This window comes from Streptomyces brasiliensis (assembly GCF_014647875.1).
Taxonomy (GTDB): Bacteria; Actinomycetota; Actinomycetes; order Streptomycetales; family Streptomycetaceae; genus Streptomyces; species Streptomyces brasiliensis.
On the sequence record NZ_BMQA01000007.1, the window covers coordinates 142,425 to 166,692 of the forward strand.

At 68.9% G+C, this 24,268-nt stretch carries 21 protein-coding genes; 12 read left to right on the plus strand and 9 right to left on the minus strand.

Going from position 1 to position 24,268, the window contains the following annotated elements; translation table 11 throughout:
- Nucleotides 1-141 precede the first annotated feature (141 nt).
- From IEZ19_RS13490 to trxA, 7 genes are all read left to right on the plus strand, one after another.
- On the plus strand, nt 142-2,505 hold the full coding sequence (locus IEZ19_RS13490) for a DUF6049 family protein (RefSeq protein WP_189311390.1): 2,364 nt from the start codon (nt 142-144) through the stop codon (nt 2,503-2,505).
- A 46-nt stretch (nt 2,506-2,551) separates the two neighbouring features.
- Complete coding sequence (gene murJ / locus IEZ19_RS13495; protein ID WP_189311391.1) at nt 2,552-4,939, plus strand: murein biosynthesis integral membrane protein MurJ; 2,388 nt, start codon at nt 2,552-2,554, stop codon at nt 4,937-4,939.
- Nucleotides 4,940-5,063: 124 nt separating this feature from the next.
- Nucleotides 5,064-6,785: a protein kinase family protein gene (locus tag IEZ19_RS13500; RefSeq protein ID WP_189311392.1), complete on the plus strand. Its 1,722-nt coding sequence runs from the start codon at nt 5,064-5,066 to the stop codon at nt 6,783-6,785.
- Nucleotides 6,786-6,812: 27 nt separating this feature from the next.
- A complete protein-coding gene (gene sigM / locus IEZ19_RS13505) occupies nt 6,813-7,538 on the plus strand; it encodes an RNA polymerase sigma factor SigM (protein ID WP_189311393.1) in 726 nt (241 codons plus the stop codon).
- Nucleotides 7,535-8,473 carry an anti-sigma factor family protein gene (locus tag IEZ19_RS13510; RefSeq protein WP_189311394.1) on the plus strand — a complete coding sequence of 313 codons (939 nt, stop codon included), beginning with the start codon at nt 7,535-7,537 and terminating at the stop codon, nt 8,471-8,473. Before sigM ends, IEZ19_RS13510 begins: the two co-directional genes overlap by 4 nt.
- 172 nt (nt 8,474-8,645) lie before the next feature.
- A complete protein-coding gene (gene trxB, locus IEZ19_RS13515) occupies nt 8,646-9,614 on the plus strand; it encodes a thioredoxin-disulfide reductase (RefSeq protein WP_189311395.1) in 969 nt (322 codons plus the stop codon).
- 41 nt (nt 9,615-9,655) lie between these two features.
- Nucleotides 9,656-9,988 carry a thioredoxin gene (gene trxA, locus IEZ19_RS13520; RefSeq protein WP_103545205.1) on the plus strand — a complete coding sequence of 111 codons (333 nt, stop codon included), beginning with the start codon at nt 9,656-9,658 and terminating at the stop codon, nt 9,986-9,988.
- A 97-nt stretch (nt 9,989-10,085) separates the two neighbouring features.
- On the opposite strand, the gene IEZ19_RS13525 is transcribed toward trxA, so the two are convergent.
- The 9 genes from IEZ19_RS13525 to rpmH form a co-directional block, all read right to left on the minus strand.
- Nucleotides 10,086-10,703 carry a GNAT family N-acetyltransferase gene (locus tag IEZ19_RS13525; RefSeq protein ID WP_189311396.1) on the minus strand — a complete coding sequence of 206 codons (618 nt, stop codon included), beginning with the start codon at nt 10,701-10,703 and terminating at the stop codon, nt 10,086-10,088.
- A 318-nt stretch (nt 10,704-11,021) separates the two neighbouring features.
- A complete protein-coding gene (locus IEZ19_RS13530) occupies nt 11,022-12,131 on the minus strand; it encodes a ParB/RepB/Spo0J family partition protein (protein ID WP_189311397.1) in 1,110 nt (369 codons plus the stop codon).
- On the minus strand, nt 12,128-13,201 hold the full coding sequence (locus IEZ19_RS13535) for a ParA family protein (RefSeq protein WP_189311561.1): 1,074 nt from the start codon (nt 13,199-13,201) through the stop codon (nt 12,128-12,130). Before IEZ19_RS13535 ends, IEZ19_RS13530 begins: the two co-directional genes overlap by 4 nt.
- 265 nt (nt 13,202-13,466) lie before the next feature.
- On the minus strand, nt 13,467-14,183 hold the full coding sequence (gene rsmG, locus IEZ19_RS13540) for a 16S rRNA (guanine(527)-N(7))-methyltransferase RsmG (RefSeq protein ID WP_189311398.1): 717 nt from the start codon (nt 14,181-14,183) through the stop codon (nt 13,467-13,469).
- A gap of 116 nt (nt 14,184-14,299) precedes the next feature.
- Complete coding sequence (locus tag IEZ19_RS13545) at nt 14,300-14,812, minus strand: Jag family protein (RefSeq protein ID WP_189311399.1); 513 nt, start codon at nt 14,810-14,812, stop codon at nt 14,300-14,302.
- Between the two features lie 15 nt (nt 14,813-14,827).
- The gene (yidC, locus tag IEZ19_RS13550) at nt 14,828-16,117 is read right to left on the minus strand and encodes a membrane protein insertase YidC (protein ID WP_189311400.1); all 1,290 of its coding nucleotides are present in this window, start codon (nt 16,115-16,117) and stop codon (nt 14,828-14,830) included.
- 3 nt (nt 16,118-16,120) lie between these two features.
- The gene (gene yidD / locus IEZ19_RS13555; protein WP_189311401.1) at nt 16,121-16,474 is read right to left on the minus strand and encodes a membrane protein insertion efficiency factor YidD; all 354 of its coding nucleotides are present in this window, start codon (nt 16,472-16,474) and stop codon (nt 16,121-16,123) included.
- Nucleotides 16,471-16,842, minus strand: a complete 372-nt coding sequence (gene rnpA, locus IEZ19_RS13560; RefSeq protein WP_189311402.1) for a ribonuclease P protein component — start codon at nt 16,840-16,842, stop codon at nt 16,471-16,473. The genes yidD and rnpA overlap by 4 nt, the downstream gene beginning before the upstream one ends.
- A gap of 21 nt (nt 16,843-16,863) precedes the next feature.
- Complete coding sequence (gene rpmH / locus IEZ19_RS13565; protein WP_003956500.1) at nt 16,864-17,001, minus strand: 50S ribosomal protein L34; 138 nt, start codon at nt 16,999-17,001, stop codon at nt 16,864-16,866.
- Between the two features lie 396 nt (nt 17,002-17,397).
- Here rpmH and dnaA point away from each other — a divergent pair, with 396 nt between their 5' ends.
- From dnaA to IEZ19_RS13590, 5 genes are all read left to right on the plus strand, one after another.
- Entirely contained in the window at nt 17,398-19,311 is a 1,914-nt protein-coding gene (gene dnaA, locus IEZ19_RS13570) for a chromosomal replication initiator protein DnaA (protein ID WP_189311403.1), read from the plus strand.
- A gap of 1,055 nt (nt 19,312-20,366) precedes the next feature.
- On the plus strand, nt 20,367-21,497 hold the full coding sequence (gene dnaN / locus IEZ19_RS13575; RefSeq protein WP_189311404.1) for a DNA polymerase III subunit beta: 1,131 nt from the start codon (nt 20,367-20,369) through the stop codon (nt 21,495-21,497).
- A 142-nt stretch (nt 21,498-21,639) separates the two neighbouring features.
- Nucleotides 21,640-22,515: a phosphogluconate dehydrogenase (NAD(+)-dependent, decarboxylating) gene (gene gnd / locus IEZ19_RS13580; RefSeq protein ID WP_189311405.1), complete on the plus strand. Its 876-nt coding sequence runs from the start codon at nt 21,640-21,642 to the stop codon at nt 22,513-22,515.
- 53 nt (nt 22,516-22,568) lie between these two features.
- Entirely contained in the window at nt 22,569-23,690 is a 1,122-nt protein-coding gene (recF, locus tag IEZ19_RS13585; protein WP_189311406.1) for a DNA replication/repair protein RecF, read from the plus strand.
- The gene (locus IEZ19_RS13590; RefSeq protein WP_189311407.1) at nt 23,687-24,241 is read left to right on the plus strand and encodes a DciA family protein; all 555 of its coding nucleotides are present in this window, start codon (nt 23,687-23,689) and stop codon (nt 24,239-24,241) included. Before recF ends, IEZ19_RS13590 begins: the two co-directional genes overlap by 4 nt.
- Nucleotides 24,242-24,268: the final 27 nt, after the last annotated feature.

Consider the following 24,268-nt stretch of genomic DNA (forward strand, 5'->3'; position numbering starts at 1 on the left):
CTCGATACTGGACATAAGGGCTCGCTGCTGTCATCCGCCCGATCTTGTGGACCGGACCGCGGCACTTCCCCTCAGCGCGCATCGTTACCATGCGTGGACGCACATTCCAACGACCACTGACGACGAGGGACGGACGAACGCGTGGCCGAGGCGGCAGACTTCCAGGGCATGAGTCCCTCACCGCCCCGTCGGTGGCTGCGGCGCACCGGAGCACTGCTGGCCGGAGCGCCTCTGCTGGCCGGCCTGCTCCAGCTGCCCGCCGCTGTGCCCGCACAGGCGTCCTCCTCCGGCGATGTGTCCGTCTCGGTGGACACCCTCACGCCCAGCGCCCCCACGGACGGGGACACGCTGACCGTCACCGGCACGGTGACCAACGAGGGCAAGCAGACGGTCACCGGCGCTCATGTGGGACTCCGCCTGGGCTCCCTGCTGAACACCCGCTCGGCCATCGACAACGTCGCCGACAACCCCGACGACACGCACGCCTACCTCGGCGCCGAGGTGGGCGACAAGTACGTCCAGGAGTTCGCCAAGCTCGCCCCGGGCGCCTCCCAGCCCTTCAGCATCTCCGTGCCGGTCGACAAGCTGGACCTGGGCCAGGACGGTGTGTACGAGTTCGACGTCTCCCTGTCCGGCCAGACCGCGGCGCAGCCGTGGGACCAGGTGCTCGGCGTCCAGCGGACCTTCCTGCCCTGGCAGGCCGAGGAGGCCGGCACCAGGACGAAGACGACGTACCTGTGGCCGCTCGTCTCCGACGTCCACATGACGGCGAAGACGGGTCCGGGTGAGCAGCAGACGCCGGTGTTCGACAACGACGAGCTCGCCAAGGACATCGCCCCGGGCGGCCGCCTGGCCCAGATGGTGAACCTCGGCAAGGACCTCGACGTCACCTGGGTGATCGACCCGGACCTGCTGGCCTCGGTCGATGCGATGACCCGCAACTACCGCGTCCAGAGCGACGGCGACACCACCACGGCCGGCACCCACCAGGCGCAGGCCAAGAGCTTCCTCGCCGATCTGCAGAATGCCGTGACGGATCGCGAGGTCGTCGCCCTGCCCTTCGCCGACCCCGACCTGGCCTCCCTGGCCCACAACGGCACCAGCGTCACCGGTTCACTGAGCCACCTCAAGGACGCCACCGACGTGGCCGCCATCACGGTCAAGACCGTGCTCCACGTCACACCGAGCACCGACTTCGCCTGGCCCGTGGAAGGCGCCGTGGACCCGTCGATCATCAAGGTCGCCACGTCCGCGGGCGCCGACAAGGTGATCGCCCGCAGCGACAGTCTCCAGGAGACCGGCGGACTGACCTACACGCCCTCCGCGGCCCGCCCGATCGGCGGCGGCACGACGGCGGTGATCGCCGACGCCCGGCTCTCCACGGCGTTCGACGGCAACCTCAGGAAGGCAGGCGCGGCCACGCTCGCCGTGCAGGAGTTCCTGGCGCAGAGCCTGGAGGTCGACCTCCAGACCGGCAAGCAGCGCAGCATCGTCGTCGCCCCGCAGCGCATGCCGTCCATGAGCCAGGCCCAGGCGATGGCCCAGGCCGTCATGGCTCTCCAGGACGGCACCTGGTCCGAGTCCCAGGAACTCACCGCGGCCGCCAAGGCCAAGCCCGACCCGGCCGCTTCCACGCGCGTCCCCTCGACCTCGGCCTACCCTTCCTCGCTGCGAAAGAAGGAACTGCCCCGGTCGGCCTTCGAGCAGATCGCGCGGACGCAGGACAAGCTCGACAACTTCCAGGTGGTCCTCACCAAAGAGTCCCGTGTGGTGACCCCCTTCGGACGGGCCGTGAACCGCGAGATGTCGACGTCATGGCGGGGCCGAGCATCCGAGGCGGCCATCTTCCGGGCCGGTGTGGAGGTGTGGCTCGACGACCTCACCGACCAGGTCAAGCTGATCGACAAGTCCGAGACGAAGCTCTCCGGCCGCAGCGCAACCATCCCGGTGACCGTCCAGAACAACCTGGTGCAGGGTGTGGACCACCTGGTCCTGCGGCTCACCTCGACCATGCCGACCCGCCTCGAGGTCGGCGGCAAGGCCTACCAGGAACAGCCCGTCACGGTCTCCGGCGGGCACAGCCAGTCCGTGAAGTTCAGCACCTCGGCCAACGCCAACGGGCGTGTGACGGTCATCGCCCAGTTGTACACGGAGGACGGCCAGGAGTACGGCGCCCCGGTCAGCTTCGACGTGAAGGTCACCGAGGTCACACCCACCGTGATGCTGGTCATCGGCGGCGGCGTCCTGCTCCTTGTCCTCGCCGGCTTCCGCATGTACACCCAGCGCAAGCGCGCCGCGTCCCGGCAGGCCGAGGACGACGGACCCGACGAGCCGGGGGAGACCACCGAAGCGTCGCAGAACCCCGAGGGCCCCGCGGAACGTCTCCAGGAGGAGTCCGACGCCCGCCTGCGGGCAGACGACCCGGAGCAGCCGAGTGACCCGACGCCGGACACCGCATCGGAAAGCGCCGACCCGTCCACGACGGGTGAGAGAGTGGACCGTTGAGCGATGTCGCGGCCGGTCGGCCTGGGGACGATGAGGTGGGGTAACCATGAACGCGCCGTACGACGGTGACCGTGGCCAGGCCGCGGCCGGCTCGGGCTACCCCGAGCCGCCGCCCGAGCCCGGCCAGGTGCCGCCGCAGCACGCGGCGGACATGTACCTCCAGGACGCCTACGACGACGACCCCTACCGGGCGCAGGACCTCTCCGCTCAAGACCCGGTCGCCGAGGCGCTCTACGACCGTGCCGCGCACCCGCCGCCGCCCCCGGGCACATACCCGCAGGAGCCGCTGTACGGACAGCCGGCGCAGTCGCCGTACGCCCCCGATCCGCGCGTGTGGGCTCAGACCCCGGCGCCGGAGCCGGACAGGCCGGCGCAGCACCTGCCCTACGGCGACAATCCGCGTACGACGCAGTTCGTGGGGGTGGACGACCTGGTGACCCACTCCAGCGAGGAGCACCACGAGCCGGACGCCTTCGCGCACCTCTTCCGGGACCAGCAGCAGGGCGGCGGCCGTCCGCCGATGGACCCCCCGGCGGTACCGGGTCCGGCCGGCGCGCCGGGCACGGGACAGGGCCCGGCGGGGCAGTACCCCCAGGGCCAGTACCCGCAGGGCCAGTACCCGCAGGGGCAGTACCCGGCGACGCCGTACCCCGCGAACCCGGCCCCCGGCGCCCAGTACTCGGCGCTGCAGTACCCAGCGGTCCCGCCCACACCCCCGGTTGCCGCACCGACGCCTGCCGCGACCACGGTGCCGCCCACGCCAGTGGCCCCCACCGCCGCGTCCGCGCCGGTGGGGAAGAAGGGCGGGCGCGCCTCGGGCCTGCTGAAGTCCAGCGCAGTGATGGCGGCAGGCACGATGGTGTCCCGGCTCACGGGGTTCGTCCGCTCGGCGATGATCGTCGCCGCGCTGGGCGTCGGCCTGCTGGGTGACACCTTCCAGGTCGCCTACCAGCTGCCCACGATGATCTACATCCTGACCGTGGGCGGTGGCCTCAACTCCGTCTTCGTGCCGCAGCTCGTGCGTGCCATGAAGGAGGACGAGGACGGCGGTGAGGCCTACGCCAACCGTCTGCTGACCCTGGTGATGGTGGCCCTCGGCGGGCTCACCGTGGCCGCGGTCGTCGCGGCCCCGCTCCTGATTCGCCTGCTGTCCGATCCGGTCGCCAGCGATCCGGCGGCGAACGAGGTCGGTATCACCTTCGTCCGCTACTTCCTGCCCTCGATCTTCTTCATGGGCATCCATGTGGTGATGGGTCAGATCCTCAACGCCCGCGGGAAGTTCGGCGCGATGATGTGGACCCCGGTCCTGAACAACATCGTCATCATCGTGACGCTGGGCATGTTCATCTGGGTGTACGGCACCGCCGCGAACTCCGGGATGAAGGTCACGACCATCCCGCCGGAGGGCCAGCGCCTGCTCGGCATCGGCGTGCTGCTCGGTCTCGTCGTCCAGGCCCTGGCGATGATCCCGTATCTGCGCGAGACGGGCTTCCGGCTTCGGCTGCGCTTCGACTGGAAGGGCCACGGCCTCGGCAAGGCCGCCACGCTCGCCAAGTGGACCGTCCTGTTCGTCCTCGCCAACCAGGCGGGCGCCATCGTCGTCTCTCAGCTGTCCACCGCGGCCGGCAAGGCCTCGCCCGTCGACGGAACCGGCTTCGCCGCCTACGCCAACGCCCAGCTGATCTGGGGCCTGCCCCAGGCCATCATCACAGTCTCCCTGATGGCGGCCCTGCTACCGCGCATCTCCCGCTCAGCCGCGGAGGACGACGGGGGCGCGGTCCGCGACGACATCTCGCAGGGCCTGCGGACCACGGCTGTGGCGATCGTGCCCATCGCGTTCGGTTTCCTGGCCCTCGGCATCCCGATGTGCACGATGATCTTCGGCTCCTCGGGCACCAGCGAAGCCACCAACATGGGCTACATGCTGATGGCCTTCGCCCTCGGCCTGATCCCGTACTCCGTGCAATACGTCGTCCTGCGTGCCTTCTACGCGTACGAGGACACGCGCACGCCCTTCTACAACACCGTCATCGTCGCCGTGGTCAACGCGGGCGCCTCGGCGCTCTGCTACTTCCTCTTCCCGGCCCGCTGGGCCGTGGCCGGCATGGCCGCGGCGTACGGCCTCGCCTACGCGATCGGCGTGGGTGTCGCGTGGAAGCGCCTGAGCAAGCGCCTCGGGGGCGACCTGGACGGCTCCCGCGTCCTGCGCACCTACGCCCGCCTCTGCATCGCCTCCGTCCCTGCCGCTCTGCTCAGCGGTGTCGTCGTCTACGGCATCAGCCAGGCCCTCGGTCAGGGCGTCTTCGGTTCGTTCGCCTCACTCGTGGTCGGCGGTGCCGTCCTGCTCGGCGTCTTCTTCGTCGCCGCTCGCCGTATGCGCATCGAGGAACTCAACTCCCTCGTGGGCATGGTCCGAGGGCGTCTGGGACGCTGAGGCGGGGGTAGGCGCACAACCATCGTCCGCCGCCGCGTGTCGTGCATAGCGCCGGACTGTGGGCACAATTGGTTTCGGCGTCGGACAGCGTGCAACGCAACGGATGGGGAGGCAGGGAACGACGGTGGCGGAACGGAGCACGGCTGCCGTCGACGTGGCAGACAACAGCGGTGACCAGCCGCTGACCGCCAAGGCGGACCAGGCCACGGCCGACGGGGTGGCCCAGAACCCGGAGCGGGACACGGAAAGCGACGAGGCACAGGGAAACAGCGGGACCGGGAGTCCCACGAAGAAGACCTCACCTCCCGAACTGCACAGCGGTCACAAGCTCGCCAGACGCTACCGCCTCGAGGAGTGCGTCACCCGTCTGGACGGATTCAGCAGTTGGCGAGCGGTCGACGAGAAGCTCCGTCGCGCCGTCGGCGTCCACGTTCTTCCCGCGGACCATGCGCGAGCCCGTTCGGTGCTGGCCGCGGCACGCTCCTCGGCCCTGCTCGGCGATCCACGCTTCGTCCAGGTCCTTGACGCCGTCGAGGAGAACGACCTCGTCTATGTCGTGCACGAGTGGCTGCCCGATGCCGTCGAGCTGACCACCCTGCTGTCTGCGGGCCCACTGGAGCCGCACGACGCGTACCAGATGGTGAGTCAGGTCTCCTCCGCGATGGCCGCCGCCCACCGCGAGGGCCTCGCCCATCTCCGCCTCAACCCGAACGCCGTGCTGCGCACGTCGACCGGCCAGTGGCGCATCCGCGGCCTCGCGGTCAACGCCGCGCTGCGCGGCATCAGCTCCGACACCCCGCAGCGCACCGACACCGAGTCGATCGGCGCCCTGCTGTACGCGGCGCTCACCCAGCGCTGGCCGTACGACAACGACGCCTACGGTCTGTCCGGGCTGCCCAAGGACGTCGGTCTGATCGCGCCGGACCAGGTGCGGGCGGGCGTCCATCGCGGGCTGTCCGAGCTCGCCATGCGCGCGCTCGCCAACGACGGCGCCACCGCCTCCCGGCACGAGTCCCCGTGCACGACACCGGAGGAACTGGTGAAGGCGATCGGCGAGATGCCGCGCATCCGCCCCCCGGAGCCCGCGTTCACGGCCCCGCCGGAGTATCAGCGCACGACGTACCAGCAGGGCACGTACGGCCGCCCGGCCCCGCGCCCCGGTGCCGCCCAGCCCCTGCAGGCCCCGCCGCCTCCGCTCCAGAGCCGTACCGGCAAGGCACTCAAGTGGGCGGTCTCGGCCCTTCTGATCGCCGCGCTGGGCCTGGGCAGCTGGCAGCTCGCCGATGCACTGATGGACCAGGGCAGCGGCTCCGACGACACGAACAACACGCAGACGACAGACGGGGGCGACAAGGGCGGCAGAACCAAGCCCGCCACGCCACTCAAGATCCAGGATGCGCAGGAGTTCGTCGCGAAGGGCGACGCCCAGCATCCAGGCGACGTCAACAACACGTACGACGGCGACCCCTCGACGTCCTGGCGCACCAAAACCTTCACCGGCGGTCCTTCCATCCCGCCGTACAAGCCGGGCGTGGGCATCGTCTACGACCTCGGCTCGGCCAAGAAAGTGTCCGCCGCGAGCATCGGACTTCGCTACGGCGGCGATCACACCACGGTCAAGCTGTACGCGTCCGACACACTGAAGCCGGCGTCGCTGGACTCCCTGAAGGCGATCGGCAGCGTGGACACGAACGGGACCACCGCCACGGTGAAGCTCGACAAGTCCGTGAAGAGCCAGTACGTCCTCGTGTGGCTCACGGCCGTGCCGTACTCGGGCGCGGACGCGGCGTCGTACAGCGGCACCGGATACAAGCAGGCCATCACTGAGGTGAAGTTCACGGGCTGACGTCTCACCGGAGGCGGAGGGGGTCAGATGGCGGAGGGCGCCGGTTTCGACGGTGCGAGCGATCAGGAACTGCTCGGCCGGCACGTCGAGGGTGATCCGGAGGCCTTCGGTGAGATCGTGCGGCGTCATCGGGACCGACTGTGGGCGGTGGCGCTGCGGACTCTGGGGGACCGTGAGGAGGCCGCCGACGCGGTTCAGGACGCCCTCGTGTCCGCGTACCGGGCCGCCCACACCTTTCGCGGCCAGTCGGCCGTCACCACCTGGCTGCACCGGATCACGGTGAACGCCTGCCTGGACCGTGCCCGCAAAGCGGCCACACGGAAGACCTCCCCGGTCGATGACACCGAGCGGCTGGAGCAACTGCTGGAGCCCCACGAGTCGGCCTCGGCGCCGGCCGAGCGCAACGATCTGCACCGCCAGCTCCTCGAGGCCCTCGGCACGCTGCCGCACGATCAGCGGGCGGCCCTCGTCCTGGTGGACATGCAGGGCTATTCCGTCGCCGAGGCCGCCCGCATCCTCGACGTGCCGACCGGCACCATCAAGAGCCGGTGCGCCCGAGGCAGAGCCAGACTTCTCCCGCTCCTCACCCACCTACGGCCGGACAACACGGGCGACGGGAAAGAGCAGGACCCGGCACGGAACCGGGCGCAGGAGACATCCGTCCCACCCGCAGCAGGACCTGAGCACAGAGGTTCCCAGGGAACGGGGCCGAGCGATTCAGCCGCAGTGAAGGGCGGAGGTGGGCGAGCGTGACTTCCACGACGGACACGGCCGGGCACCCGGACGTCGCCGAGATCTCCGACCTCACCGAAGGCCTCCTCCCCCCGGACCGGACCGCGGACATACGGCGTCACCTGAACGAGTGCGAGCTGTGTACGGACGTCCATGCCTCGCTGGAGGAGATCCGCGGGCTTCTGGGCTCCCTGCCGGGACCATCCCGTATGCCCGCCGACGTCGCCGAGCGCATCGATGCCGCGCTCGCGGCCGAAGCGCTGCTGAGCGCCACCGCTCCCGACTCGGTGACCACTCCGGTCCTGGTCTCCGCCTCCTCCACTGCGTCCGACGACGCCGAGCCCCATGTTTCACGTGAAACATCGGCTCCCGGGGGCCGGCCCGCCGGGCGACCGCAGGCGGCGACCGGTCCCGGCCGCAAGGACCGGGGGCCAGGCCGGCGTCGCAGGAAGATCGTCCTGGGCGCCGTCCTCACCGCCGCCGTCCTGGGCGCAGGATCGCTGTTTCTTCAGTCGCTCGGTGAAGACAAGTCCCACTCGACTGCTCAGGGCAAGGAGACGAGCGCCTCCGGCACCTTCTCCGGGAGTCCACTCAAGAGTGAGGTGAAAGGCCTTCTCTCCACGCGGCCGAACTCTCAGCGCGGCTCCGACAGCCAGAAGCCGCGACTGGGCATCGAGTCGGAGACCGATACCCCGAACTCGACGGAGAGCGCGAACACGCTGCTCAAGCCGTCGGTTGCGGTCCCTGACTGTGTGCGGCTGGGCATCAACAGCAATGCGGATGTCCTAGGTGCGAAGAAGGGGACGTACGACGGCAAGGAGGCGTACCTCGTCGTACTGCCGGACGTCTCCGACACCACGCGGGTCACCGTGTATGTCGTCGACACGGCCTGCGTCGGCGGGCAGCCCGTGGCGCCCGGCAAGGTCCTGTTCAAGCAGTCCTTCGCGCGTCCCTGAGCCGTCCGCGTCTCCTCTCCCGTCCAACGCTCTGGTTCCCTCCTACGGGGCATGCCCGTGTGCCCGGGCACGGCGGGAATGCGCGCCCCGTAGGATCCGTTGGGTGGGGTGGGAGCTCCGAGAGGGGCTCACACCGGTCGAATGACGCAGACCAGAGACGAGGAATCCAGCCGTGAGCGACGTCCGTAACGTGATCATCATCGGCTCCGGGCCCGCCGGTTACACGGCGGCGCTTTACACCGCGCGCGCGTCGTTGAAGCCCCTGGTGTTCGAGGGGGCTGTCACCGCGGGCGGTGCACTCATGAACACCACCGATGTGGAGAACTTCCCCGGCTTCCGCGACGGCATCATGGGCCCCGAGCTCATGGACAACATGCGCGCCCAGGCGGAGCGCTTCGGCGCCGAGCTCATCCCGGACGACGCCGTCTCCGTCGACCTGACCGGTGACATCAAGACCGTCACGGACACCGCAGGCACGGTCCACCGGGCGAAGGCCGTCATCGTCACGACCGGATCGCAGCACCGCAAGCTCGGCCTCCCGAACGAGGACGCTCTCTCCGGCCGCGGCGTCTCGTGGTGCGCCACCTGTGACGGATTCTTCTTCAAGGACCAGGACATCGCGGTGATCGGCGGCGGTGACACCGCGATGGAGGAGGCCACCTTCCTCTCGCGGTTCGCCAAGTCCGTGACCATCGTTCACCGCCGGGACAGCCTGCGCGCCTCCAAGGCGATGCAGGAGCGCGCCTTCGCCGACCCGAAGATCAAGTTCGTCTGGGACAGCGAGGTCGCCGAGATCCAGGGTGACCCGAAGCTCTCCGGCCTGAAGCTCCGCAACATCAAGACGGGCGAGCTGTCCGACCTGCCCGTGACGGGTCTGTTCATCGCGATCGGCCACGACCCGCGCACCGAGCTGTTCAAGGGCCAGCTGGACCTCGACGAGGAGGGCTATCTGAAGGTCGACGCGCCCTCCACCCGGACGAACCTGACCGGTGTCTTCGGCGCCGGCGACGTGGTCGACCACACCTACCGCCAGGCGATCACCGCAGCCGGCACCGGCTGCTCCGCCGCTCTCGACGCCGAGCGCTTCCTCGCCGCACTCGCGGACGAGGAGAAGGCCGAGCCCGAGAAGACCACCGTCTGACCCCCTTCCGCCCTCCGCACGAACGAGTTAAGGAGCCCGCTGTGGCCGGCACCCTGAAGAATGTGACCGACGATTCCTTCGAGCAGGACGTCCTCAAGAGCGACAAGCCCGTCCTGGTGGACTTCTGGGCCGCCTGGTGCGGTCCGTGCCGCCAGATCGCCCCGTCCCTCGAGGCCATCGCCTCCGAGTACGGCGACAAGATCGAGGTCGTCAAGCTCAATATCGACGAGAACCCGGGTACGGCCGCCAAGTACGGCGTCATGTCCATCCCGACCCTGAACGTGTACCAGGGTGGCGAGGTCGCCAAGACCATCGTCGGTGCCAAGCCCAAGGCCGCGATCGTGCGCGACCTCGAGGACTTCATCGCCGAGTGACGTTTCACGTGAAACACGAATGGGCCAACCCGGAAGGGTTGGCCCATTCGTGTAAGAGCTGAGCGCTGCGACGGGACCGCCACCGCGGCCGAGAGCGCTAGAGCGGCCGAAGCGCCGGTTCCTTCTGTACGGCCCCCAGCAGCCGGTCGATGGCCATCTCCACGTCTTCCTTCCAGGAGAGCGTCGTACGCAGCTCCAGGCGAAGCCTCGGGTACGTCGGATGCGGACGTACGGTCTTGAAGCCCACCGCGAGGAGATGATCAGCCGGCAGCACGCAGGCGGGCTCCTTCCAGCGGGCATCCCCGAAGGCTTCGATCGCCTTGAAGCCGCGCCGCAGGAGATCCTTGGCCACGGTCTGCACCATCACCCGGCCCAGCCCCTGCCCCTGGTAGCCCGGCATGATGAACGCCGTCATCAGCTGCACGGCGTCGGGCGAGACGGGGCTCGTCGGAAATGCCGTCGAGCGGGGGACGTACGCGGGCGGAGCGTAGAGCACGAAGCCCACCGGCACGTCGTCGACGTAGACCACCCGGCCGCACGATCCCCAGTCCAGCAGGACGGCGGAGATCCAGGCCTCCTTCTCCAGCGCTGCCGTGCCCGCTCTTACCGCTGCCTCGCCGCTGACTGGGTCCAGCTCCCAGAAGACGCACGAGCGACAACGCTTGGGAAGGTCCTGAAGGTTGTCCAGCGTGAGCGGTACGAGCCGACGGCCCATGAAGGCTGTTCCTCGCTTCCCTCGCCCGCGGCGTCGCGAGCGGCTGTCAGAGCGTTCCGTTCCCTCAGCAGACCTCCGACGAACCCGCCGACGACCCCCAGGCCCAGGCCCGCACTCACCAGTCCGGTGCGGCTCATCGTTCGCATGGCCCCCGCCTCCCACTCCGAGGTGCTGCCCGGTGGATGCGCCATACCCGAGTCGCATCGTATCGACGATGTGATTCCACCGATACCGCCTGAAAGCAAAGAGCGGACCGTGTTCCGGTACACACCGGACACGATCCGCTCCACCGCCCGACAGGAGACGTTCACACGAGGCTCAGTCCTCGGCTTCGTCGGCTTCCTCAGCGTCGCCATCGTGCAGGCCCTTCTGCAGGACCGGCCCCTCACCCGGGGCAAGAGTGCCCAGGATCCGCTCGAGGTCCTCCATGGAGGCGAACTCGACGGTGATCTTGCCCTTCTTCTGACCGAGATCGACCTTCACCCGCGTCTCGAAGCGGTCCGACAGGCGCGTCGCCAGGTCGGTGAGCGCCGGGGAGACACGGCCTCCGGCACGCGGTCCCTTGGCCCGCTGGGCCGCCTGGGGCCGCGAACCCATCAGGGTCACGATCTCCTCGACGGCCCGCACCGACAGGCCCTCGGCCACGATCCGGTGGGCCAGACGGTCCTGCTCCTCCGAGTCCTCCACGGACAGCAGCGCCCGGGCGTGCCCGGCGGACAGCACACCGGCTGCGACCCGGCGCTGAACGGCCGGCGAGAGCTTCAGCAGACGCAGCGTGTTGGACACCTGCGGGCGGGAGCGCCCGATACGGTCGGCCAGCTGGTCGTGCGTGCAGTTGAAGTCCTTGAGCAACTGGTCGTAGGCGGCCGCCTCTTCCAGCGGGTTCAGCTGCGCGCGGTGCAGGTTCTCCAGGAGCGCGTCCAGGAGGAGCTTCTCGTCGTCCGTTGCCCGCACAATCGCCGGGATGGCCTCCAGCCCCGCCTCACGACAGGCCCGCCAGCGCCGCTCGCCCATGATGAGCTCGTAGCGGGCGGGACCCAGTTGCCGTACGACGACGGGTTGGAGGAGACCGACCTCCTGGATGGAGGTGACCAGTTCCTGCAGCGCGTCCTCGTCGAAGACCTCACGCGGCTGCCGCGGGTTGGGCGAGATGGCATCGAGCGGGATCTCGGCGAAGTGGGCGCCCATGGGCGACGCGGGAGCCTCCGTGAGGCCACTCGCCGAAGGCTCCTCGGTTTCATATGAAACGGGCGGCAGTATGGCCACCTTCGCCGCGGCCACGCCCCGGTCGGTCGTGAGGACCGGAACCGCCGCGGGGGGTGCGGGAGTCGCGCCGCCCACCGCGGCCGAGGCCGGGTTCTTCTCGGTCGGGGCCGCTGGGATCAGCGCGCCTAGACCACGGCCAAGCCCCCTCCGTCGCTCACTCACTGGATCCCCTCCACCATGTTCGGGTTGCTCTGTGCGCCGATGTGGGCCTGCGTCGGGTCATAACTGACTCCGACACCCTTCAGCGCGATTTCCCGTGCCGCCTCAAGATAGGAGAGGGCACCGCTCGATCCTGGATCGTAAGTCAGAACCGTCTGGCCATAGCTCGGTGCCTCGGAAATACGGACCGAACGGGGAATGCTCGTCCGCAGCACCTCGTCGCCGAAGTGGTTGCGCACCTCTTCCGCGACCTGGGAGGCGAGACGCGTCCGGCCGTCGTACATGGTGAGCAGGATGGTCGACACGTGCAGGGCTGGGTTGAGGTGCCCACGTACGAGGTCGACGTTGCGCAGCAGCTGCCCAAGGCCCTCCAGCGCGTAGTACTCGCACTGGATCGGGATGAGCACCTCGGCGCCGGCGACCAGCGCGTTGACGGTCAGCAGGCCGAGCGACGGCGGGCAGTCGATGAGAACGTAGTCCAAGGGCTGCTCATACGACTGGATCGCCCGCTGCAGTCGGCTCTCGCGCGCCACCAGGGACACCAACTCGATCTCCGCACCGGCGAGATCGATCGTGGCGGGGGCACAGAAGAGGCCTTCGACGTCCGGGACCGGCTGTACGACCTCGGCGAGAGGCTTGCTCTCGATCAACACGTCGTAGATGGAGGGGACTTCGGCGTGATGGTCGATGCCCAGAGCGGTGGACGCATTGCCCTGCGGGTCGAGGTCGATCACCAGGACACGGCCACCGTGCAGAGCCAGCGAAGCGGCAAGATTGACGGTCGTCGTCGTCTTGCCCACGCCGCCCTTCTGGTTGGCGACCACGATCACTCGGGTCTGCTCTGGTCGTGGCAGGCCCTCTCCGGCACGACCCAGAGCCTCCACCGCCAGTTGGGCAGCACGACCGATGGGAGTGTCGTCCATCGGAGGCGGTGTTTCACGTGAAACATCCGCCCCCATCGACTCGGTACGGGGACCGGGGACCGGATCGGTCATCGGTCCCGCGATGTTGGCGTCGGACCGCAAGGATTCACTCTCCTCGACTTCAGGCTCGCAATGAACAGAGCCTCCCATGTCTTCGGGGTCGTGAACCAGTGAGGCCTGGCGTTCTGTGGAGAAATCCACCTCTGTGGACAACTCCGCAGCCCCTCCGAGTGAACCGAGAGGCTTTCGATCGCGCGGTTCGGCGGCAGCGCGACCCCGACTGATGATCCCGTGGAGCAGTGAGCGACGTTTCACGTGAAACACGATGCACAGCGGTCGCTGTACGATCTCCGCGACACTCCGGGTTGCGTAGGTTTGGCAGCTTGTGTGGAGTACGTGTCGTCGTCAGGACGGATCAGCGTCGCCGACGTGCTCGTCCAGCACGTGCGGCCTTCGCTCGCTTCGCCGCGAAACGCACACCGCCCGGGGACTCGCCGACCTCCACGCGCACCACGGTGGACTGCGGGTCCACGACTCCCTCACCCACGTGGAGGATGGACGTCGACACCGCCCCGAGCTTGCTCAGGGCGGTGGCCGCTGCCTTCAGTTCCTCCTCGGCCGTGTCGCCCTTCAGAGCGAGCATCTCGCCGTAGGGGCGCAGCAGGGGAATGCCCCACGTGGCCAGGCGGTCCAGGGGGGCCACCGCCCGCGCGGTCACCACATGCACCGGCTGCAGCTTGCCCATGACCTCCTCGGCACGGCCACGGACGACGGTCACATGATCCAGGCCCAGTAGCTCCACGACCTCGGTGAGGAAATTCGTGCGCCGCAACAGGGGTTCGAGCAGCGTGATCTTCAGGTCCTCCCGGACGAGCGCCAGAGGGATACCCGGCAGCCCTGCGCCCGAACCGACGTCGCAGACCGTCACCCCCTCGGGGACGACCTCGGAGAGCACCGCGCAGTTCAACAGGTGTCGCTCCCACAAGCGGGGAACCTCCCGCGGCCCGATCAGGCCACGCTGCACGCCCGCCTCGGAGAGCAACTCCGCGTAGCGCACCGCGTCCGCGAAGCGATCACCGAAAACCTCACGCGCCTGTTCAGGCGCAGAGGGGAGCTCCTCTGCCTCGGTCACGGGGACCGTCCTTCCCTACAGCGCCGACGCACCGAGCGCCGACCACCAGAACTACCAGGCTGACAAAGTTCGGCCCCGTCTGCAGGCAGACGGGGCCGGTGGAACGTAGGTGCCGATCAGGCGGGAAGGACGACGACGAACCGCTGCGGCTCCTCGCCCTCCGACTCGCTGCGCAGCCCCGCGGCCTTGACCGCGTCGTGCACGACCTTGCGCTCGAACGGGGTCATCGGCTTCAGCTTCACGGGCTCACCGGAGCTCTTCACCTCGGCGGCGGCCTTGGCGCCCAGCTCGGACAGCTCGGCGCGCTTCTTGGCCCGGTAGCCCGCGATGTCCAGCATCAGCCGGCTGCGGTCCCCGGTCTCCCGGTGCACGGCCAGGCGCGTCAGCTCCTGCAGCGCCTCCAGCACCTCGCCGTCACGGCCGACCAGCTTCTGCAGGTCACGGCTGCCGGCGTCGCTGATGATCGACACGGAGGCGCGGTCGGCCTCGACGTCCATGTCGATGTCGCCGTCAAGGTCGGCGATGTCCAGCAGACCCTCGAGGTAGTCCGCCGCGATCTCGCCCTCCTGCTCCAGGCGGGTCAGGGTGTCTGCACCCTCGGCAGCGGCGGAGGTGGTGCCTTCCGTCACGGGATGGACTCCTTCTTACTTCTTGGACGGGGACTTGGGCCGCTGCGGGCCCTTACGCTGACCGGATTGCGCCTTGCTCCGGCCGGCAGAGCCGGGCTTCGCGGGCTGCTTCGCCGCGGGCTTGCGGTCCTGCGGTTCAGTCTCCTCCGGCTTGGCGTCCTGCGGCTCGTCGGACTTCTCCAGCGACGTGGCCGGCGCGGCGTCGGCGGTCTGCCGTGCACCGCCCGATTGGCGCTGGGCCTTGGTCTGGCGCTTGGGCTGCTGACGCCGGGCGGTGGTGCCCGTGCCGTCCTCGGCCTGGGCGACGGCCTGGGCCTCGCTCTGGATCACGGTGCCGTCGGTCTGCGCGGCGAGACCCGTCTTGGTCAGGCCGTTGACGAACTTGCGCTCGAACTCGTTGCGGTCACGGCCCTTGGCGACGATCGCCTTGACGATGGCCTTCTCACGCCGGTTGCGGGTCTTGCCATGGTGCGTGACGTGCTTGGTGAGACGCTCCAGGTACGCGGCCTGGGCCTTGGAACCCGGGGTGGGGTTGTTGTGGATCACGTACATCTGCTGGCCCATGGTCCACACGTTGGTGGTCAGCCAGTAGACGAGGACACCGACCGGGAAGTTGATGCCGAAGACCGCGAACATGACCGGGAAGACGTACATCAGCATCTTCTGCTGCTGCATGAACGGCGTCTTCACCGTGGTGTCGACGTTCTTCGTCATCAGCTGGCGCTGCGTGTAGAACTGCGACGCCGACATGAGGATGATCATGATCGCCGTGACCACGCGGACGTCGGTCAGAGAGGCACCGAGCGAGGCGACCTTGTCAGCGCTGTCCGTGAACTTCGCGGCCAGCGGAGCGCCGAAGATGTGCGCCTGACGGGCGCTGGCCAGCAGCTGATCGTCGATGACGCCGATCGTCTTGCCGGTCGCAATGCCGTTGAGCACGTGGTACAGAGCGAAGAAGAACGGGGACTGCGCCAGGATGGGAAGGCACGAGGAGAGCGGGTTGGTACCCGACTCCTTGTACAGCTTCATCATCTCTTCGGACTGGCGCTGCTTGTCGTTCTTGTAGCGCTCCTGGATCTTCTTCATCTCGGGCTGCAGTGTCTGCATGGCCCGGGTCGCCTTGATCTGCTTCACGAAGAGCGGGATCAGGCAGATACGGATCAGAATCACCAGGGACACGATGGACAGGCCCCAGGCCCAGCCCGTGTCGGGACCGAAGATCTGCCCGTACACCGAGTGGAACTGGACGATGACCCAGGAAACGGGTGTCGTGATGAAGCTGAAGAGGCTGGCAATCGTGTCCACTAATCATGCTCCTTGGGCATGGGACGAGGTCTCTGCGGCCGGGCTCGACGACATGGTCCCGTCAATGGCCGGTTCGACGGCGGAGGGCCCGCCCTTGCGCGCACGCCAGGCGTTACGCAGCATTTCGTGCCACCGCGGACGCTTGCGCGGCGGAACATGGTCCACACCACCCAGCGACCACGGATTGCACCGCAGGATGCGCCAGGCGGTGAGTGCCGTCCCCTTGACCGCACCGTGGCGGTCGATGGCCGTGTAGCCGTAATGGGAGCACGACGGGTAGTACTTGCACACCGGTCCGAGCAGCGGACTGATCGTCCACTGGTACAGCTTGATCAGTGCCAGCAGTGGGTACTTCATCGCGCGCCCCCTCCCAGCAGCCGTTGAAGGGCGGCATCCAGGTCTCGGGCCAGCTGTGCATGGTCTGCGTCACCCGCTCCGGGCAGCGCTCGTACGACTACCAGGCTACCGGGGGGAAACAGGGCGACTCGCTCCCGCATCAGATGGCGAAGTCGGCGCTTCACTTTGTTGCGCACGACCGCGCCACCCACTGCCTTGCTGACGACGAAACCCGCACGCGTCGGGGGAGCGCTCTCCCCTGGCGCGTGCGGGTCCGTGACACCGCTTCGAAAGTGGACGACGAGGAGCGGGCGCCCAGCCCGACGACCTCGTCGTACCGCGGTCGCGAAGTCCTCGCGCCGCCTCAGCCGGTTCTCGGTGGGCAGCACGACGTCATGACCTGATCGGAATCAGGCGGACAGGCGGGCGCGACCCTTGCTACGGCGGGACGCGAGAATCGCGCGGCCGGCACGGGTGCGCATACGCAGCCGGAAGCCGTGGGTCTTCGCGCGACGACGGTTGTTCGGCTGGAAGGTGCGCTTGCTCACTCGGGGGCTCCAGAAATCAATCGGTAGTGGCGGGGTGCCGTCCTGGCTGTCACCGTGCGCCCACGAGTAGCTCGTATCACGCCCGAGTGCACCGCTTCCCGATCACCCAAGTGACCTGTGCCCATCGGAGGCAGGCGGCAGCAGCCATCGACAACTCGACCTGGTTACGGTACGCGGGGCTACGCCATCCGGTCAAACCAGGGGCCGCCGGGAGACACTGTCCACAGGCTGGGGACAACAACTTGAACCGCACCCGCCCCGCTGACTACCGTGACTGGACTCCGATTCGTTCCCTTATCCCTGCACGAGCGGGATTGCCCCCGCCCGTCCACCCGGATCCCGACCCAACCCGTCCCCGAATCACACGTTCGTGGGACCTGTGAGAGAGCGTGCCCTGTGGCTGACGTACCTGCCGATCTTGCCGCAGTGTGGCCACGAGTACTCGAGCAGCTCCTCGGGGAGGGCCGCGGCCAGGGAGTCGAGGCGAAGGACGAACACTGGATCCGGCGCTGCCAGCCCCTCGCGCTGGTCGCGGACACCGCTCTGCTCGCCGTACCGAACGAATTTGCGAAGGGCGTACTGGAGGGCCGTCTCGCGCCGATCGTCAGCGAGACCCTGAGCCGCGAGTGCGGCCGCCCGATCCGCATCGCCATCACCGTCGACGACTCCGTCGGCGAACCCCCGGCCCCGCCTTCGCCGCCCGTACAACAGCAGCCGCGCTACGAAGAACCCGAACTCCCCTCCGGACACGGCCAGTACGAGGGATACGGCCGCCACCGATCCGACCAGCTGCCGGGCGGCCCGGCCGACCAGTCCGCACGCCCCGATCCGCTGCCCACCGCGCGCCCGGCCTACCCCTCCGAGTACCAGCGCCCCGAACCGGGCGCCTGGCCGCGCCCCTCGCAGGACGAGTACAGCTGGCAGCAGCCCCGGCTCGGCTTCCCCGAACGCGACCCCTACGCGTCCCCGTCGCAGGACTCCTACGGATCGTCCCCACGCGACACATACGGAGCGCCGCCGCAGGACTCCTACGGCTCCCCCCAGGACTACCGCCCGCAGGCGATGGACCGCCCGTCCTACGAGCAGCAGCGCTCCGAGTACGACGGGTCACGCGTCGACTACGACCAGCGCGACCCCGTCCGCCGCGACCTGACCGAGCCCTCGTCCGGCTCCGGCCAGGCGCACCGCGGCGGTCCCTCGCGCGTCCACCTGCCGGCGACCGGCGCCCCCGGACCACTCGGCGCGAAGCCCGCGCCGGCACCCGGTCCCGGTGAACCGACAGCGCGGCTGAACCCGAAGTACCTCTTCGACACATTCGTCATCGGCGCCTCGAACCGGTTCGCGCACGCGGCCGCGGTCGCCGTCGCCGAGGCGCCCGCCAAGGCGTACAACCCCCTCTTCATCTATGGGGAGTCCGGGCTCGGCAAGACGCACCTGCTGCACGCCATCGGGCACTACGCGCGCAGCCTCTACCCCGGCACGCGCGTGCGCTACGTGAGCTCCGAGGAGTTCACCAACGAGTTCATCAACTCCATCCGCGACGGCAAGGGCGACAGCTTCCGCAAGCGCTACCGCGAGATGGACATCCTGCTCGTCGACGACATCCAGTTCCTGGCGGACAAGGAGTCGACGCAGGAGGAGTTCTTCCACACCTTCAACACGCTCCACAACGCCAACAAACAGATCGTGCTGTCCTCCGACCGGCCGCCCAAGCAGCTGGTGACGCTCGAGGACCGGCTGCGGAACCGTTTCGAGTGGGGCCTGATCACCGATGTCCAGCCGCCCGAGCTGGAGACACGCATCGCGATCCTCCGCAAGAAGGCGGTGCAGGAACAGCTCAACGCCCCGCCGGAGGTACTGGAGTTCATCGCCTCCCGCATCTCGCGCAACATCCGCGAGCTGGAGGGCGCGCTGATCCGCGTGACGGCGTTCGCCTCCCTCAACCGGCAGCCCGTCGACCTCGGCCTGACCGAGATCGTCCTCAAGGACCTGATCCCCGGCGGCGAGGACTCGACTCCGGAGATCACCGCGACGGCCATCATGGCGTCGACCGCCGACTACTTCGGCCTCACGGTGGACGACCTGTGCGGCACCTCGCGCGGCCGCCAGCTGGTCACGGCCCGCCAGATCGCCATGTACCTGTGCCGCGAGCTCACCGATCTGTCGCTGCCGAAGATCGGCGCGCAGTTCGGCGGCCGCGACCACACGACGGTCATGCACGCCGACCGCAAGATCCGCGCGCTGATGGCGGAGCGCCGCTCCATCTACAACCAGGTGACCGAGCTGACGAACCGCATCAAGAACGGCTGACGGCCGTAGCGGTACGGCATCGAGGGCGCCCTCGGGAGATCCCGGGGCGCCCTTTCGTCGTCCAGGGCGGCCGGCGGACGTACGGCGCCGGGTCGGCAGCCTTGGGAGGGAGGCAGGCCGCCCGTCGCCCGGCGTCGGCCGAGGGTCGTCCCGAGCTGGGCCGGTGATCGTCCGGAGCCGAGCAGGCCATCCCTCGCCACCCGCCCACCGCCCTTGGACACGCGCCCGCCGACCGCTCGCCGCCCTCCCACCGGCCCCCTCGGCGCCAGCCGCTGTTCGAATACCGGCCGGGTTACGGTCACTCTCCACAGATTGGGGAACTTTCTTCCGTCCACACGCTGGGGACTGCGAAGTTGTCCAGATCGTGTCCACAGGCTGTGCTGTTGAAAGACCATCAGCCCAGCTCAGCTGGCTGTGGATTCGTGGACGAACGATCTCCACAGGCTGTGGACGACGAAGAGATCCACAGGCTGTGCGCAAAGTTGTCCACCAGCGACCCACAGGCTGGGGCCAGTTGTCCCCAGCGAAGGGAAGCTTCTCCACATGGCTGTCCACTGTTCGGCAACGTGGCGCGCCTCCTCACCGCGTCGAGTGAAAGGCGTCACACCAAGGTGCCGGATCGGCCTGTGGGAAAGATGACCAAAGCTGGGGACGACGCTGGGGAGAACTCACCCAGGGCTGTGCACGGCGTGTGCAGAACTTTCTGTTCTCCACAGACGGGCTCAGTTGTCCACCGCCTCCACCCACAGGGCCAGTGGACAAAATCTTGGCTCTGAGCTGGGAAAACGTGGTTATCCACGGTATCCACAGGGCCTACTACTACTCCCAACTAGAGAGAGCTGGGAATCCGTTTCGAAGTGGGTCCTGTGCACAACTGACCCTCCGGTGTCCGACCGCGCCTCGTCACGACTTGACCGGGAGCGGCACCGACTGTCAGTGAGGTGCGTCAGACTGTTCCCCGGTGTCCTTCCCCTCCCAGGGGTCCGCGACACCGAGTCAGACGACGAAGGCGAAGCAGGGCGAGAAGCGCCGGCAACAGCAGGAGGCGGCTTACGGTGAAGATCCGGGTGGAACGCGACGTACTCGCGGAGGCAGTGGCCTGGGCGGCTCGCAGCCTCCCGGCCCGTCCGCCGGCTCCGGTCCTCGCGGGCCTGCTGCTGAAGGCCGAGGACGGCCAGCTGAGCCTGTCCAGCTTCGACTACGAGGTCTCCGCACGCGTGAGTGTCGAGGCGGAGGTCGAGGAGGAGGGCACGGTCCTCGTCTCCGGCCGCCTCCTCGCGGACATCTCCCGCGCCCTCCCCAACCGGCCGGTGGAGATTTCCACAGACGGTGTACGGGCGACCGTGGTCTGCGGCTCCTCGCGGTTCACACTCCACACCCTGCCTGTGGAGGAGTACCCGTCGCTGCCGCAGATGCCGAACGCGACGGGCACCGTCCCCGGCGAGGTCTTCGCCGCGGCCGCAGCCCAGGTCGCCATCGCCGCGGGCCGTGACGACACGCTGCCCGTCCTGACCGGTGTGCGCATCGAGATCGAGGGCGACCGGGTCACGCTGGCCTCCACCGACCGCTACCGCTTCGCGGTCCGCGAGTTCCTGTGGAAGCCGGAGAACCCGGACGCGTCCGCGGTCGCTCTGGTGCCCGCCAAGACGCTCTTGGACACCGCCAAGGCGCTGACCAGCGGCGACAGCGTGATCCTGGCGCTGTCGGGCTCGGGCGCGGGCGAGGGCCTGATCGGTTTCGAGGGTGCCGGCCGGCGGACGACGACGCGTCTGCTGGAGGGCGACCTCCCGAAGTACCGCACGCTGTTCCCGACCGAGTTCAACTCAGTGGCCGTGATCGAGACCGCCCCCTTCGTGGAGGCCGTCAAGCGCGTGGCCCTGGTCGCCGAGCGCAACACCCCGGTGCGGCTCAGCTTCGAGCAGGGTGTCCTGATCCTGGAGGCCGGCTCGAGCGACGACGCACAGGCTGTGGAAAGGGTGGACGCGCAGCTCGACGGCGACGACATCTCCATCGCCTTCAACCCGACCTTCCTGCTGGACGGTCTGAGCGCGATCGACTCCCCGGTGGCCCAGCTGTCGTTCACGACGTCCACGAAGCCCGCGCTGCTGTCCGGCAAGCCCGCGCCGGACGCCGAGGCGGACGAGGCGTACAAGTACTTGATCATGCCGGTGCGCCTCAGCGGCTGACCGTTCCGTCCGGTAAAGCCCCAGGTGGGGGCCTACGCATGAGCGCGTATGCCCACAGATGTGCGTGCACGTCCGGGTTTAGGCTCGGACGTGGGTACGAAGGTGCCTCTCGCGTCACACAGCTACCGAAGGACAACAACTGATGGAGCTCGGTCTCGTCGGCCTCGGCAAGATGGGCGGCAACATGCGCGAGCGGATCCGCCGCGCGGGTCACACCGTCATCGGATACGACCGCAACGCGGACCTCGCCGATGTCCACAGCCTGGAAGAACTTGTGGGCAAGTTGTCCGGTCCGCGCGTGGTCTGGGTGATGGTCCCGGCGGGCGAGCCCACGCAGTCCACGATCGACGAGCTGGCGAAGCTGCTGGAGCCCGGTGACGTGGTCGTCGACGGCGGCAACTCCCGCTGGACGGACGACGAGAAGCACGCCGAGGAGCTGGCGGCCCAGGGCATAGGTTTCGTCGACTGCGGCGTCTCCGGCGGCGTCTGGGGCCTGGAGAACGGTTACGCGCTGATGTACGGCGGGGACGCCGAACATGTCGCCCAGGTGCAGCCCGTCTTCGACGCGCTCAAGCCGGAGGGCGACTTCGGTTCGGTGCACGCGGGCAAGGCCGGTGCGGGCCACTTCGCGAAGATGGTCCACAACGGCATCGAGTACGCGATGATGCAGGCCTACGCCGAGGGCTGGGAGCTGCTGGAGAAGGCCGACTCCGTGACCGATGTCCGGGAGGTCTTCCGCTCCTGGCAGGACGGCACGGTCATCCGGTCCTGGCTGCTTGACCTCGCGGTGAACGCCCTCGACGAGGACGAGCACCTGGAGAAGCTGCGGGGCTGCGCACAGGACTCCGGCGAGGGCCGGTGGACCGTGGAAGCGGCCATCGACAACGCGGTGCCGCTGCCCGCGATCACGGCGTCGTTGTTCGCGCGGTTCGCCTCGCGGCAGGAGGACTCGCGGCAGATGAAGATGATCGCGGCGCTGCGGAACCAGTTCGGCGGCCACGCGGTCGAGAAGAAGTAGTCCACAGGGTCGGTTCCACGATCCACAAGCCCGGGGGAGGTCGGTGAACGACCATGCACGTCACGCATCTGTCGCTGGCCGACTTCCGCTCGTATGTCCGGGTCGAGGTCCCGCTCGACCCGGGCGTCACGGCCTTCGTCGGCCCGAACGGGCAGGGCAAGACGAACCTCGTCGAGGCCGTCGGCTATCTCGCCACGCTGGGCAGTCACCGTGTCGCCTCGGACGCGCCCCTGGTGCGCATGGGTGCCGACCGGGCGATCATCCGCGCGCAGGTGAGGCAGGGCGACCGGCAGCAGCTGGTCGAGCTGGAGCTGAATCCCGGCAAGGCCAATCGTGCCCGTATCAACAGGTCCTCGCAGGTGCGGCCGCGTGACGTGCTGGGGGTCGTACGGACGGTCCTGTTCGCTCCGGAGGATCTGGCGCTGGTGAAGGGCGATCCCGGTGAGCGGCGGCGCTTCCTCGACGAGTTGATCACCGCGCGCTCTCCGCGGATGGCGGGTGTCCGCTCCGACTACGAGCGGGTGCTCAAGCAGCGCAACACCCTCCTGAAGACGGCCGCGCTGGCCCGCAGGCACGGCGGCCGGTCCATGGACCTGTCCACGCTCGACGTCTGGGATCAGCACCTCGCGCGGGCGGGTGCCGAGTTGCTGGCCCAGCGGCTCGATCTGATCGCGGCGATCCGGCCGCTGGCCGACAAGGCGTACGAGCAGCTGGCGCCCGGCGGCGGTCCGGTCGCGCTGGAGTACAAGCCGTCGGCGCCGGGCGAGGCACACGCGCGCGAGGAGCTCTACGCCCAGCTGATGGCGGGGCTCGGTGAGGTGCGCAAGCAGGAGATCGAGCGGGGCGTCACGCTCATAGGTCCTCATCGGGACGATTTGATTCTCAAACTCGGTCAGCTGCCCGCCAAGGGTTACGCGTCGCACGGCGAGTCCTGGTCCTTCGCGCTGGCGCTGCGTCTGGCGTCGTACGACCTGTTGCGCGCGGAGGGCAACGAGCCGGTGCTGGTCCTCGACGACGTGTTCGCCGAGCTGGATGCCCGGCGCCGGGAGCGGCTGGCCGAGCTGGTCGCTCCCGGTGAGCAGGTCCTGGTGACAGCGGCGGTCGACGACGACGTACCGCACGTCCTGGCGGGGGCGCGGTACGCGGTGTCCGGGGGGACGGTGGAGCGCGTATGAGCGGCGACGGGGCCGGCCCCGAGAGGGACCTGGCGAAGAACGCGAAGGCGGCCGAGCCTTCCGGTGTCGACCTCGCGCGCGTGGCGTTGCGTGCGGCGAAGGAGCAGGCACGCGCGCGTGGGGACGCGGCGCAGCAGAAGAAGCAGGCGCGGCGCGGCGGCCTGCGCTCCGGCGCGCGCGCAGACGGCCGCGACCCGATGGCGTTGGGCGCGGCCATCAACCGGCTGATCACCGAGCGCGGCTGGGAGACGCCGGCGGCGGTGGGCGGGGTCATGGGCCGCTGGCCGCAGATCGTCGGTGAGGACCTGGCGAAGCACTGTGTGCCGCAGCGCTACGACGAGGACGAGCGCGTCCTGATCGTGCAGTGCGACTCCACGGCGTGGGCCACCCAGCTGCGTCTGCTCGCTCCCGCCCTGGTCGCGCGCCTCAACGAGGACCTGGGCCACGGCACGGTGCGGCTGATCAAGGTCTACGGCCCCGGTGGTCCCGCCCGTCGCTACGGTCCCCTGCGCGCTCCGGGCAGCACGGGCCCCGGCGACACCTATGGGTGACGTACTTCACGTCACCTGGGCGGTGTG

Excerpts from the sequence above, each read along its gene's own strand:
- murJ (WP_189311391.1), top strand. The coding sequence starts at position 2,552 with ATGAACGCGCCGTACGACGGTGACCGTGGCCAGGCCGCGGCCGGCTCG.
- sigM (WP_189311393.1), top strand. The coding sequence starts at position 6,813 with ATGGCGGAGGGCGCCGGTTTCGACGGTGCGAGCGATCAGGAACTGCTC.
- IEZ19_RS13525 (WP_189311396.1), bottom strand. The coding sequence starts at position 10,703 with ATGGGCCGTCGGCTCGTACCGCTCACGCTGGACAACCTTCAGGACCTT.
- IEZ19_RS13535 (WP_189311561.1), bottom strand. The coding sequence starts at position 13,201 with ATGGGAGGCTCTGTTCATTGCGAGCCTGAAGTCGAGGAGAGTGAATCC.
- yidD (WP_189311401.1), bottom strand. The coding sequence starts at position 16,474 with ATGAAGTACCCACTGCTGGCACTGATCAAGCTGTACCAGTGGACGATC.
- gnd (WP_189311405.1), top strand. The coding sequence starts at position 21,640 with ATGGAGCTCGGTCTCGTCGGCCTCGGCAAGATGGGCGGCAACATGCGC.
- recF (WP_189311406.1), top strand. The coding sequence starts at position 22,569 with ATGCACGTCACGCATCTGTCGCTGGCCGACTTCCGCTCGTATGTCCGG.
- IEZ19_RS13590 (WP_189311407.1), top strand. The coding sequence starts at position 23,687 with ATGAGCGGCGACGGGGCCGGCCCCGAGAGGGACCTGGCGAAGAACGCG.